Source organism: Oscillospiraceae bacterium MB24-C1, assembly GCA_030913685.1.
GTDB lineage: Bacteria > Bacillota > Clostridia > Oscillospirales > Ruminococcaceae > Yanshouia.
Map to the genome: position 1 here is coordinate 2,068,543 of CP133187.1, position 13,351 is coordinate 2,081,893.

The window sequence follows — 13,351 nt, forward strand, 5'->3', positions numbered from 1 at the left end:
AATTAGTATCGGAATGCCGGTCAATGTCGAAGTATGAAAGGGAACGGTGACTAATTCTCGTGATTCAATAAGCATTTTATTTCTGCCCAGTGAAGCAACATCAGGTCTACAATTCCAGGGTCGTACATGCTGCCGCGGCACCGTGCTATTTCATTTCGGCAATCTTCGGCCAGTAGCCTTTCGCGGTATTTGCGCTCGCTCATCATAGCATCCACCGAATCGGCCAGCGAAATAATGCGCGCCCCCAACGGAATGGCCTCCCCCGAAAGACCGGCCGGATAGCCTGAACCATCCCAACGCTCATGGTGGTGACGCACACATAAAGCGATATCTTCAAATCCGCTAATTTTGCTTAAAATATTAAAGCCTATTGTGGGGTGCTGTCGCATAATGAACCATTCGTTATCTGTCAGTCTGCCTGATTTATGCAAGATAACGTCGGGAACTCCGATTTTTCCGATATCGTGAACATGGGCTGCAATATGAATTGTCTCAGATTGTCTGACCGGCAGTTGCAGTAATCTGCAAAGAAATTCGGTAATGTCGGCCACGCGGGAGGAATGGCTGGCGGTGTAGCTATCTCTGGCCTCCATTGCGGCAACAATTGCTGCTAAAAGCTCATGGAACAGCATAAGAGACGATTGATTCTGGTTGTCCTTCACAAATATATCCTGCCTTTAATACGGCCAAACAGCCGGTTTTTTCTTGAGCCTAAAGTGCTTTTTAAAGTCACGGGTATCCCTAGACTGGGGGCCGAAATTTGTTAAAGCGCCAGATCGGGCAGTTCACTAAATTGAGCATCGCTTGATATCATCAGGTGCAAACTTCAGAGAGCTTGTTAGCATAATTGCTTCAATCAGTCGAGCGAACCGCACCGCAACGCTTTTTTGAAGAAGCCCCTTGCCGGAAAGCACCGCCAGCATTTTATTGACCGAGGGACGAGTGACTTTTAGCTTGCCGGTTGCATACAAAACCGCCAAAATAAAGTGGGGCGTGAACAATCCTGCCCACGCCCCATGCGGAATTTATTTATGATGGCATGCGCTAGCGCTTGGGCAATTTGCGCAACCGCAGCCACAGCTGCTTTTATGATTAATCTTATCCTTGATTAATTTGACGACAACCATTGTAATCACAGTAAAGACGATGGCGCCGACAATTATTGTGGGAAGATTCGAAGAAAGAAACTCAAACATTTGCTTTAGCCTCCGATTTAATGTGGCGTCCCTCACTGTGCTGATCGTAGGGGTTCTTGCGGAACAATAACCACAGTAGAGCAGCTATTAAAACAACCGCAATTGCTGTTGCGATGGTGAAACCATTGCCGGTAAAGAACAGTCCTAGCTGATAAACAATAAGGGAAATGGCATAAGCGAATACGCAAAGATAACCGATGGCAGCCCAAGTCCATTTTGCGCTGTTCATTTCGCGCTTAATAGCGCCCATTGCAGCAAAGCAGGGTGCGCAGAGCAGATTAAACAGCAAAAACGAGAAGGCCGACAGGGTGGTAAACTGCGCCGCAATAGGAGAAAGGCCTTCAAAGGTGCCTTCTTCAACCATTTCCAACGCATCACCGGCGACGCCGTAAAGGACGCCGAAGACGCCGACGACTTCCTCTTTAGCAACGAGACCCATCACAGTGGCCACTGTGGCCTGCCAAGTGCCAAAGCCCAAGGGGGCGAACAGCGGTGCGACGGCGCCGCCAACAGCTGCAAGAACCGAATGGTCCGTATCCTCAACCATTGTAAAGCTGCCCTCGACAAAGCCGAAGCTGGAGGTGAACCAGATCAGCACGCTGGCTGCGAGAATAACAGTACCAGCACGCTTGATGAAGGACCAGCCGCGCTCCCCGGTGCTGCGCAGCACGTTAGTTGCAGAAGGAACGTGATAAGCGGGCAGCTCCATGACAAACGGAGCGGGCTCCCCTGCAAAAGCCTTGGTCTTTTTAAGAATGATACCGGAAATAATAACGGCAGCCACGCCGATAAAATAGGCGGAAGGGGCAACCCACCAGGCGCCACCGAACAACGCACCTGCAATGAGGCCGACAATCGGCATTTTAGCACCACATGGGATGAACGAGGTGGTCATAATGGTCATGCGGCGGTCGCGCTCATTTTCAATGGTGCGGCTGGCCATAATGCCGGGTACCGAGCAGCCTGAACCAATGAGCATGGGGATGAAGGACTTGCCCGAAAGGCCGAATCTGCGAAAAATTCTGTCCATGATAAACGCGACGCGGGCCATATAGCCGACATCTTCAAGAATGGAGAGCAGCAAGAACAAAACGAGCATCTGCGGCACAAAACCGATAACCGCGCCTACACCGCCGACGATGCCATCGACCACAAGGCCAGTAAGCCAGTCGGCAACGCCGATGCCAGCCATCCACTCGCCGAGCGGGCCCATAATCCATTCGCCAACCAGTGTATCGTTTGTAAAGCCGGTCAGCACATCGCCAATGGTCGTGATCGAGATGTAATAGACGATAAACATAATCGTGGCAAAGATGGGCAGTGCCAAAACACGGTTGGTGACGACCTGATCGATTCGATCTGAGCCGGTGAACTTGGAGTGGTTCTTCTTTTTAACGCTGACTGAAACTACCTTGGAAATGTAAGCGTAACGCTGGTTGGTGATGATGCTTTCGGCGTCGTCATCCATTTCGGTTTCACAGGAGGCGATATGTTCTTCAATGTGCGAAAGTAGCGACGGGCCGAGCTTGAGCTCCTCAATGACCTTGATGTCGCGTTCAAACAGCTTGATGGCATACCAGCGCAGGTTGCGTTCCGGAACCTTACCCTCAAGCGACTCTTCAATATGTGCAATGGCATGCTCGACGCTGCCGTTAAAGACAGCTGGCATGTTCACGGCGGTTTTGCTCTTTGCCAGTTCTGCAGCTCTTTTAGCGACCTGTTCAGAGCCAACGCCCTTGAGTGCCGATGTTTCAATTACCTCACAGCCCAGCGCTTCACTGAGCTTAGCTAAGTCGATGACATCGCCATTTTTACGCACGATGTCGATCATGTTCACCGCGATAACGGTGGGAATGCCGAGCTCGATGAGCTGAGTGGTCAAATAAAGGTTTCGTTCAATGTTGGTGCCGTCCACAATGTTGATGATGGCGTCCGGCTTTTCGTTGACCAGATAACCACGCGCAACAACCTCTTCAAGCGTATAGGGAGACAGCGAATAGATGCCGGGCAGGTCTTGGATGATGATGTCCTTAAAGCCCTTGAGCTTGCCCTCTTTCTTTTCGACGGTAACACCGGGCCAGTTGCCGACGTACTGGGCCGAGCCAGTCAGATCGTTGAACATTGTGGTTTTACCACAGTTGGGATTACCGGCAAGCGCTATTTTAATACCCATGTATGCTCCTCCTTGAAACGCGAGTTAGGGGGTGCTAACTCGCTGATAAAATTACATTATTCGACCTCTACCATTTCTGCGTCGCTCTTGCGAAGGCTCAGTTCATAACCGCGTACCGTCACTTCGATAGGATCGCCCAAAGGCGCTACCTTGCGTACATAAATTTGCGCGCCCTTTGTTACGCCCATGTCCATAATGCGGCGCTTCACCGCCCCCACTCCGTGCAGCTTAACAACAGTGACCGTCTGGCCTATGGCGACTTGTTTCAATGTTTTCATGGATTGCTCAACTCCCTATATCATAATTCTATTAGTCATGGTTTTATCCAGCGCAATACGGCTGTCTTTAATTGATAATATCATATTTCCACCAATTTCAGAAACGACTATGACGCGTTCCCCAACCACAAAGCCCAGTTCGGCCAAGTGCTGACGTACCTCGTCCTTTCCTGTAATTTTGCAGATATAATTTACTTCTCCGGGTTTAGCCATTGTAAGAGGCATCATGTTTTGTTACTCCGTTTCATTGGGCTCACCATTTTAAGCCCCACAGTTCGACAAATGGTTAGCACATCCTAACCTCCAAACAGTCTACCACCTCTGACGCTTTTTTGTCAATAGGAAATTTTTAAAAAACTAATATAAATTAAAATTATTTTTAAAATGAAATGCGTCTAGATTTGCAGAGTCATTGAACCGAGTCTGCAAATGCCAAGGCGCGCTTTGTTATGATACAAAGCGCGCCGGTTATGGTTGAAAAGTACACACACGAAAGACATTGGAACTTGACCCACCGGGACAGGGGGTACAATTAAGGTCAGTGGATTAACCCCGACTTTTTTGTAGATAGGTTAAAACCTCAGCGGCGTTGGTATCGGGCTTTACTTTGGGCATGACGTGTTCAATATTGCCCTCGCCATCAATGATATAGGTGCTGCGTACAATGCCCATGCTCACCTTGCCATAGTTTTTCTTCTCCTGCCAGACGTCATAGGCTTTGATAGCAGTTAGCTCGGGATCGGACAATAAAATAAAAGGTAAGTTGTATTTTTCGGCGAATCTTTGGTGCGATGTCACACTGTCTTTGCTGACACCGATAACGGTAACGCCCTGAGCCTGAAACTGTTCAAAAGCCTGTGCAAAAGCGCTGGCCTGCCGGCTGCAACCGGGCGTGTTATCACGGGGATAAAAATAGAGAACGACTGTCCGACCACGAAAATCCGACAATGAAACAAGATTACTATCCTTATCCGGCAGTGTAAAATCGGGGGCCTTGGTGTTTGCGCTTAGCATGTTGTTTCCTCCTTAAAATTAAACGTCAATAAGATTTTGCCGTAGCATGTATTGTGTTATTGATGCATTGTTAGTCGACATCATTTAGCGTATTAAACGTGGATTTCTTTGCTCATTATAACATCTTTTTTGGACGGTTCAATACAATAAGGCCTGTTGCCGTAGCGCAATAATCAGCCGATGCTTCTTTTTTTGCATGGTATTCGTACCACGCACATATATTGTGTTGAATCATAGTTAGACTTTTGTACAGGGGATGTGGGGATTTGAAGATATATACAGTTCAGCCCAAAGATAGCATTTACGCTATCGCCAAAAAATATGGTATACCTATGCAGCGGCTGATAGATGATAACAACCTTAAAGGCATGCGCCATCTAATCGTCGGCCAATCGCTTGTGATCATGGCGGATGATGTCCGGCATGTTGTACAGAGCGGAGAATCGCTCCACAGCATTGCCGCTAAATATGATGTTGCTCAACAGGATGTTTTGGCGGCCAACCCAGACATCAGCGACCCGGATATAATCTGGGCCGGGCAGGTCATAACCGTTCCGCTGTCCTGGCCAAAGCAGCGCACGATCGACGTTAACGGCTATGTCTTTCCCAGTGTCGGGGACGAAACGCTAGCAAAGACGCTGCCACACCTGAACTTTGTCAGCATTTTCAGTTATCAGGTGCGCCCCGACGGTAGTCTGGCACCGATCACAGATGAAAATATTATTGCGGCGGCACGTGCGCAACGGACCGCCCCGCTAATGGTTATCACCAATATCAGGCAGGGTGGTAGTTTTGACAGCGAGTTGGTTCATACGATATTAAATGATGATGCCGTACAAAATAATATCTTAGAAAATGTAATGAAGACATTACCCAAAGGTTATTCCGGACTGGATATTGATTTTGAATACATTTATTCGTGGGACAGGGAGAAGTACAATCGTTTTGTACGAAAAGCGGTGGATACTCTACGCCCGCAGGGGTATTCGGTTTCGGTTGCGCTGGCGCCTAAAATCAGCGCCGACCAGCCCGGGCTTTTGTACGAGGCGCACGACTATTCTTTCCATGGCGCGACAGTTGATCACGTCATCCTAATGACCTACGAATGGGGGTACACCCGTGGCCCTGCTCAAGCGGTTGCACCGTTAGATAAGGTTAAACAAGTGCTCGATTATGCGGTATCGGTTATTCCAAGCCAGAAAATTCTAATGGGCATGCCCAATTACGGTTATGACTGGACGCTGCCATTTGTGCTAGGCTCAACAGCACGCTCGATGCCAAATACGGAAGCAATCAGCCTTGCGGAGCGGGTAGGGGCGGTCATTGAATTTGACAAACAGGCGCAGGCGCCGTATTTTTACTATTATGACAAAGAAGGACGAAAGCATGTTGTTTGGTTTGAAGATGCCCGCAGCATTGCGGCAAAACTTGCGCTGGTAGAAGCGTATAATTTGGGCGGGGTAAGCTATTGGACGGTAAACAAGTTCTTTCCTCAGAACTGGCTGGTACTCGAATCAATGTATGACATCCAAAAAACATTATAACCAGACAGACGATAGCTGTAACACCAAAGCATGGCCCCTTCTGTGGCTTTAAAGCGCCTTAAACGCTGCTAGTCACAGAAGGGGCTCTTTTTTGCATATAGTCGAAATTTATTGTGCTGCAGCCTGTTCATATCCTTTTATCGGTTGATTTTACGGATATGAAAGATACGCGCCAATGTCGAATCGCTATTTAATCTGTTGCATAAAGCGCGCAAAATCGCGTGCGGCGGGTGAGAGATGCGTGTCCTTTTTATAATAGAGTGTAATGCCGCGAACCACGTTGGGGTCGTCTATTTTGTAGAAGAAAAGCTTGTCGGTCGGTTCAACGTAATGGGTGATCGCGTTTCGAATAAAGGTTACGCCAAATCCGTTTGAAGCGACATAATAAGAGGTGAGCATCTGATCCAGATACATTTTAACATTTGGTGAAAAACCTGCATTTCGGCACATTTTAGAGGCGCGCTGGTGCATGTCGTTGCCCTTTTTCAGCAACAGAAAATCCTGGTGTTTAAAACAGCCCAAATCCGTTTTGGGGCAGTTTTCATCATAAAAACGGCCGTCTCGTACCTCCTCAAAGGTGAGACGATAGCTTTTAAGCTGTTCGTTTATGGCAATTTGAGCGGGCACCGCCAGCAAAATATGTTCCTCGCCCATCGGTTGGCCGATGAAGGTATTGCTGTCCATGGGGTCAACATCCAGAATAAAATCGACAACCCCCGTTTGAAGGCATTGGGTAAGGTCGCCGGTGTTACCCTCTAAAATATTGACGGTGCAATTGGGGTATCGCTCCTGAAATAAAGACGAAAGTTCAGGCAGTACATGTGCGCAAAAAAAGGCTGCTCCGCCGACACTGATGCTGCCGGAGTGGTTGATCGACAGCTCAGCTAGCTGCAGCTCAAGATCTTTTTCGATAGCCATTATCTTTTCAGCGGCATTAATATAGGCCCGCCCGGCGGCAGTAAGGCTAATGGGCGTCGTGCTGCGGTCAAAAAGTGGCATACGTATTTGCAATTCAATTTTTTTAATTTTGTTACTCAATGCGGGCTGCGTAATAAACAGCCGTTGAGCCGCCTTAGAAAAACTCAATTCCTGATAAACGGCGTAGACGTATTCCATATCTCGCAGCATGTGCTCTTCCTCCATTGATTTCTGGCTCTATTCTACTCTTTTTTGATAGTGTTCGCAACTTGTGGCGCGATTTTGAAATAGTGACGCCGGCTTGCGCCTTTATCCTTTGCCTTTCTTTAAAAGGTCTAGGTATTCCAAATTCGTCATGTTGTTATGTCGTTTTTGGAATTTTACAGCGTCGCCGCCTTTTGCTAAAATGATATTTGTAAGGAGTTTACTCGTACACCTGAAGGAGGACTAGAGTAATGGATTATATCACTGAAAAGTTTAAAAAGCTTGGGGTGGATACGGCCCCTGGGCAGGAGACAAGACAAAAACAGGAGACGCTACCTGCCAAGGGGGAGAATCTTACCGGTACACCGGTGGATTTTTCTCATGGCGATGTCGATGCTTTTACGCCGATTCCCGGAACGCTTGAGACGTTTATCCAGGGTGTCAAAGTTGGCGGCAAACAGGCCTACACCGAGTATCGTGGTAAGGCCGAACTGAGAATAGATTTAGCCAGAAAGCTCGCGGATTTTTCTGGAGCACCGGTCGACGCCGACAGCGAAATCATTCTTACGCCTGGTACGCAGGGTGCGCTGTTTTTGGCGATGGGCGCACTTGTGGGAAGGGGCGATAAAGTTGCCATTATTGAGCCCGACTATTTTGCCAACCGCAAACTAGTGGAGTTTTTTGATGGCGAGCTGCTGCCGGTACAGATTCACTATAACGATGTCGAGCATTATTCGGGGCTTGATCTTGCTGAACTGGAGGCTGCCTTTAAAAACGGCGCAAAGGTCTTTTTATTCTCGAATCCCAACAACCCCACCGGCGTGATCTATTCCCCGGACGAGGTGGCGGCTATTGGCCGCTTGGCTAAGCAATATGATGTTTCTGTAATCGCCGACGAGCTTTACAGCCGTCAAATATTCTCGGACACGCTGCCGTACACGCATTTGCGCGCACTGCCCGAACGTCCTGAAAAGCTTGTCACCATCATCGGGCCGTCCAAGACCGAGTCGTTAAGTGGTTACCGTCTCGGTGTAGCTTACGGTTCCGCAGACATAATCACCCGTATGGAAAAGCTGCAGGCCATCGTCTCGCTGCGCGCGGGCGGTTATAGCCAAGCGGTGTTCAAAGATTGGTTTGCAGAACCCGAGGGCTGGATGAGCGACCGGGTGCGACAGCACCAAGCAATTCGTGACGATCTGGCCAAAATTTTCAGAGCTTGCCCGGGCTGCTCATTGCGTGCCACCGAAGCCGGCAGCTATGTGTTTGTCACTATCCCTAAGCTTGAGGTGACCATGCTGCAATTTGTCAAGTTGTTGCGTGCGCAAGCCGCTGTGATAGTAACACCTGGCGTTGAGTTCGGTCCTCAGTTTACGTCGAGTTTCCGCATGAATTTCTCACAGGATCATAAAGCTGCGGTTGCTGCGGCGCACCGCATTGTAACCATGATTGAGCGCTACCGCGCATAAAGGAGGAAAAAATGATGGCACAATACAAAAATATCGGATTCTTGGGGTGCGGCAAAATTGGCGGCACCATGCTTGAAAGCTTAAAGAAGTTTGAGGGCGTTTCGGTTTCATTTGTACAGGCGCTGGATTTTTCGGCCGAGGGAAAGGCGTTTCCAGTAGTGACCGAGCAGGATGAGGCATTGCTGGAAAAGACTGATCTTGTGGTGGAAAGCGCTACTGCCAATGTCCTCAAGGCTAATTTTGACGGCATCATAAAGCACTGCGACGTCATGATTTTTTCGGTTACAGCTTTTTCTGATGCAGAATTTGAGCGCCATGCCAAGGAAATGGCGGAGAAATATGGGCGTAAAATTTATCTGCCCCACGGTGCCATTCTCGGCGTTGACGGCATTGTAGACGGCAACACATTGCTATCCGAAGTTTCGATTGTGACGACTAAGAGCCCTAAGAGCTTGGGCCGCGACGACACCGAGCGTACCGTTGTCTGCGAATGCAGCACCCGCGAAGCCTGCGCGCTCTATCCCCGCAACGTCAATGTCCACGCGACGGTTGCGCTGGCTGGAATCGGTTTTGACCGCACCCGTTCGCTCGTTATCTCTGACCCGGCGGTGAATACCAACACCCATGTCATTGACGTCAAAGGTGACGGCATCCATTTCTGCCTTGAAGTCAGCAGCTTCTCCACAGGGGGCGTCACCGGAAAATATACCCCCTATTCCGCCTGTGCAAGTCTGGCGCGTGTGCTGGGTCAGGGCGGTCTGTTCAGATTTGTTTAATTAGCTCCGTAAATTTTATATAGTAAAAGAGCGTGAGCCCCAACTTAAAGTTGGGGCTCACGCTCTTTTATCCTAAAAAGCTTTCAGGCGGTTTGCTTTTTCGGCCTACTACTTGAGGCCAACCATAATATAAAATTCGGCGTGGTGGTAAGACGAATCGTTATTGATGGTAGCATTCTGCACCACAAGGGTGAGTTTGGCGCGATCGTTCTCGACTGTAAAAGTCGCTTGTTCTGTCGAAAGCGCCGATTTATTCTCGTCAAACTCCTTGTACCGGGAGAATACTTCAGCAGTGTTAAAGGCGATAAGCTCTTCGCTCGTGGCTTTTGTGAGAATAATGTGAGACTGGTCGTCGCGTAAGGTTTTGGCCAGCGTGTAGCCTTGGTCGTTGCGCTGGAAGGTGCTGATCGTCTCGCGACCTACTCCGTCAGCACTTACCGAGGCGCGGGCGAGTAGTTGATAACCGGTAATGTCAATAGGCACCTTGGGTGAAAGAAACACATTGATATACCGGTTAGGTTTCCCGGAGATGCCGTACCGGTTAAAGCCGAATGTGCTTTCAAAGTCGGCGTAATAATCAAACGAGCTTGGCAACCAAGTTAATGTTTTGGCAGCATTTATCTGGTACAAATATTCCATCGATGAAGTGATTTTTTCCTTGTCGCCCTCAGGAATATTCGCGTTTGGAAGGAGGGCGTTATTTTGCAGCATACCGTTTTGAGACAGCACCGTTTCAAGACGCTGGCGCTGGCTTAGCCGACTGATGGTGAATGCGTCAACCGGCGGCATGATTGACACAAATGAAAAAGCAATGAGCAAAGCCGCAACAATGCCGGTTTTTTTAATGGGAAAAAGGCTTAGGATTATACCGGCGCAGGCGGCAAAAACACCAAATAGAATCACAAAATAGCGAGGATGCGTTACGCCAGTATCGCGCATAATGAAAGTCGAAGCAAAAAGCTGAAACACTACAATGGGAACAAGCACTTTGGGGAAGATCTTACGAAACCAGAGCGCCATATGGTTTTCGAGTCGAGCGGAAAGAAAAAGAATCAGCATAACCACAATAGCGTATGAAATAAGCAGCGGTTCCAACAGGTTGTTGCGCCAAAAATCACCGCTGATGTTTAAGGAAATATAAAGAACAAGAATAACAGTAAAAATTTCCGCCAATGGAATAATGATATAAGAAATCAAGATTTCTAAAAATTTGGGACAAGAAGCCGCACGCGCGATATTTTCCTCCCGCGCAAAGGCTGCGGGGGTCGCGCTGCTGCTCAGGCTGAACCTGCCTGGATAAACTGGAATAAGCGATAGAAAAAACACCGGCGCAAACAGTACAAATACCAGGTTGGCCATGTGCAGATAGGTGTCGGAGCCAATGGGAGCAATCAACGTATCAAAAGCGGCAATAATCAAGCTGCACCCTATAAAAATAACAGCCGCATATAATATGGACTGAAACAAAGCCTTAAAAGCGGCCATAAAACTTTCGTTAAAGCTGATGCGGCTCTTGATGACGGGCGCCAGCATATAAGCAAAAATCAATGCAAAGATGAGTACGGATGTTCTTATGTTGTTTTCGGTATTGTAATCTGGGCGTGAGCGAACTAAAAGATAATATCCCCCCGCCAACGCCGCGCTTGTTAACCCTAACAGCAACCGAATAAGTGAATTTTGGAAAAAACGTTCATATGACGCCTGTGACACAGCAGATAATGCGGCGCCAACGATGCATGCCATAAATACCTTGTCATAGGTTTTGTCGGCGATCAAAGCATAAGCATTTGTGGCGGCTGCTAGTAGTAAAAACACCGTGGTGGCAGGGTAACGCGTTGCTGCTGAGGTCAGACCGGTTATTTTTTCGGATAATCTAAAAAGCTTTTTCATGGATGTTCTCCTTTTGCCCAACTAAAAGTGTGTATATAGCCGCCCCAATTGAGAGCGGTTAAAACGGGTGCTTTGACAATACCAAAAAAAGGGTGGCTTATAAAGTTGAAAATCACAAACGCCTTACGAAATAAATGATATAAACTCCTGTGGAATTGTTTATTTTTTACAAATACCAAAAGTATATAATTTTGTACTGGCAAGGGGCAGCGTAATTCGTAGTAATTTAAACTTTACCATGTAATTTTTCCCGTTGTCAAGCCGATATGCATTAGCCGGACGATTTACTATATTTAAAATATCTGGGGTAGATATGACGTTTATAGCGCTATCTACAGTTGAAAATTGATACAACAACAAGTGGAAAAATTGTGTAGCAATGAGAGGTTGCCCCGGCGTTCTGTTTGACAAAATAATGTAAAAATTATAAAATAAAGGCATATAGTTAATATGTTTTAGAGATAATACATAGATTAGACAAGGGCTGAAGCGGTCTTGGGTGCTGCGCAAAATTTGCATATTATGCACCTGAGCTGAGTCAATATACGTTTCGACAAAACAAGACAGAGAGGAGCATAAAATGGCAAGAAGGATAAACTTAAAGGTGCTAGATGAGCAATGGAACGACTGGAAATGGCAACTGGAACATCGGATCAAAGATATTGATACCTTCGAAAAACTACTCGGCGTAAATTTTCAAGCGGAGGAGAAGGCGACGCTTAAAGAAACTTTGGAAAAATTTCCGCTTTCAATTACCCCGTATTACATGTCCTTGATCGATACACAGGATTATAAAAACGACCCTATTTACAAGCAGAGCTTCCCAAACCCGAGCGAACTGATTATTAAAAAACACGAAATGTCGGATCCGTTGGCTGAGGATAGGGACAGTCCTGTGCCCTATCTGACCCATCGCTATCCCGATAGGGTGCTGCTGCAGGTGAGCAATATTTGCTCTATGTATTGTCGTCATTGCACCCGGAAGCGCAAAGTAGGGGACATCGACTTCATTCCTGACCGTCAGGCCATAGCCAAGGCGATTGAATATATTAAAGACACGCCTCGTGTGCGTGATGTATTGCTTTCTGGCGGGGATCCGCTGATGCTCTCAGATGAGCATCTTGACTGGATTTTGACCGAATTGCGTAAAATACCGCATGTCGAGGTGATCAGAATCGGCAGCCGCATGCCCGTCGTACTGCCTTACCGCATCACCAACGATTTGGTAAAAATCCTTAAAAAGCATCACCCGGTCTGGCTGAACACCCATTTCAACCACCCTTATGAAATTACGAAGTCCTCTAAAAAAGCGCTGGCTAAACTGGCTGATGCCGGTGTCCCTCTGGGCAACCAGTCGGTGCTGCTGGCGGGGGTAAACGACTGTCCTATCATCATGAAAAAGCTGGTACAAATGCTGGTGGCAAATCGGGTGCGGCCTTACTACCTCTATCAGTGCGACCTGTCGGAGGGGTTGACACACTTTAGAACCTCGGTGGGTAAGGGCATTGAGATTATCGAAAATTTACTGGGACACACCAGTGGATTTGCCGTACCGACCTATGTAATTGATGCACCCGGCGGCGGAGGGAAAATTCCGATCATGCCAAATTATTTGATTTCGTGGTCGGATAACAAGGTAGTGCTGCGTAATTATGAGGGCATTATTACCACCTATCATGAGCCGGATTCCTATCGCTCAGTGGCCTGCAACCGCTCTTGTGACAGCTGCGATTTACAGTTTGATCTAGGCGAACGGCAGGAGAATAAAGCCATTGGCATCAGCAAGTTACTCTCGGATTATGATGAGGCTATAACGCTTATCCCCGAGAATAATACCAGGCTTAAACGGCGTAAAAATCAGCTGGAACAGCACACAAGATTGGGGCAGTAAT

Annotated in this window: 13 protein-coding genes; 4 read left to right on the top strand and 9 right to left on the bottom strand. The window is 47.8% G+C overall.

Annotation, left to right across the window (positions count from 1 at the left end; all coding sequences use genetic code 11):
• Positions 1–50 precede the first annotated feature (50 nt).
• From RBH76_09925 to bcp, 7 genes are all read right to left on the bottom strand, one after another.
• Positions 51–662 carry an HD-GYP domain-containing protein gene (locus RBH76_09925; protein WMJ83041.1) on the bottom strand — a complete coding sequence of 204 codons (612 nt, stop codon included), beginning with the start codon at positions 660–662 and terminating at the stop codon, positions 51–53.
• 126 nt (positions 663–788) lie between these two features.
• A complete protein-coding gene (locus tag RBH76_09930; GenBank protein ID WMJ83042.1) occupies positions 789–1,001 on the bottom strand; it encodes a hypothetical protein in 213 nt (70 codons plus the stop codon).
• Positions 1,002–1,025: 24 nt separating this feature from the next.
• Complete coding sequence (locus RBH76_09935; GenBank protein WMJ83043.1) at positions 1,026–1,196, bottom strand: FeoB-associated Cys-rich membrane protein; 171 nt, start codon at positions 1,194–1,196, stop codon at positions 1,026–1,028.
• Positions 1,189–3,369 carry a ferrous iron transport protein B gene (gene feoB, locus RBH76_09940; GenBank protein ID WMJ83044.1) on the bottom strand — a complete coding sequence of 727 codons (2,181 nt, stop codon included), beginning with the start codon at positions 3,367–3,369 and terminating at the stop codon, positions 1,189–1,191. Before feoB ends, RBH76_09935 begins: the two co-directional genes overlap by 8 nt.
• A gap of 56 nt (positions 3,370–3,425) precedes the next feature.
• Positions 3,426–3,647 (bottom strand): ferrous iron transport protein A, encoded by a 222-nt coding sequence (locus RBH76_09945; protein ID WMJ83045.1) that lies wholly within the window; start codon positions 3,645–3,647, stop codon positions 3,426–3,428.
• Between the two features lie 15 nt (positions 3,648–3,662).
• A complete protein-coding gene (locus RBH76_09950) occupies positions 3,663–3,875 on the bottom strand; it encodes a FeoA family protein (protein ID WMJ83046.1) in 213 nt (70 codons plus the stop codon).
• Between the two features lie 318 nt (positions 3,876–4,193).
• Entirely contained in the window at positions 4,194–4,661 is a 468-nt protein-coding gene (bcp, locus tag RBH76_09955; protein WMJ83047.1) for a thioredoxin-dependent thiol peroxidase, read from the bottom strand.
• A 266-nt stretch (positions 4,662–4,927) separates the two neighbouring features.
• Between bcp and RBH76_09960 the strand changes: the two genes are divergently transcribed.
• Positions 4,928–6,205, top strand: coding sequence for a LysM peptidoglycan-binding domain-containing protein (locus tag RBH76_09960; GenBank protein ID WMJ83048.1), 1,278 nt, complete (start codon positions 4,928–4,930; stop codon positions 6,203–6,205).
• A gap of 186 nt (positions 6,206–6,391) precedes the next feature.
• On the opposite strand, the gene RBH76_09965 is transcribed toward RBH76_09960, so the two are convergent.
• On the bottom strand, positions 6,392–7,333 hold the full coding sequence (locus RBH76_09965; GenBank protein WMJ83049.1) for a LysR family transcriptional regulator: 942 nt from the start codon (positions 7,331–7,333) through the stop codon (positions 6,392–6,394).
• 245 nt (positions 7,334–7,578) lie between these two features.
• Here RBH76_09965 and RBH76_09970 point away from each other — a divergent pair, with 245 nt between their 5' ends.
• The gene (locus tag RBH76_09970) at positions 7,579–8,793 is read left to right on the top strand and encodes a pyridoxal phosphate-dependent aminotransferase (GenBank protein ID WMJ83050.1); all 1,215 of its coding nucleotides are present in this window, start codon (positions 7,579–7,581) and stop codon (positions 8,791–8,793) included.
• A 14-nt stretch (positions 8,794–8,807) separates the two neighbouring features.
• Positions 8,808–9,569: a DUF108 domain-containing protein gene (locus RBH76_09975; protein WMJ83051.1), complete on the top strand. Its 762-nt coding sequence runs from the start codon at positions 8,808–8,810 to the stop codon at positions 9,567–9,569.
• 108 nt (positions 9,570–9,677) lie between these two features.
• On the opposite strand, the gene RBH76_09980 is transcribed toward RBH76_09975, so the two are convergent.
• Positions 9,678–11,459: a DUF4153 domain-containing protein gene (locus RBH76_09980; protein WMJ83052.1), complete on the bottom strand. Its 1,782-nt coding sequence runs from the start codon at positions 11,457–11,459 to the stop codon at positions 9,678–9,680.
• A gap of 580 nt (positions 11,460–12,039) precedes the next feature.
• Here RBH76_09980 and ablA point away from each other — a divergent pair.
• Positions 12,040–13,350, top strand: coding sequence for a lysine 2,3-aminomutase (ablA, locus tag RBH76_09985; protein WMJ83053.1), 1,311 nt, complete (start codon positions 12,040–12,042; stop codon positions 13,348–13,350).
• Position 13,351: the final 1 nt, after the last annotated feature.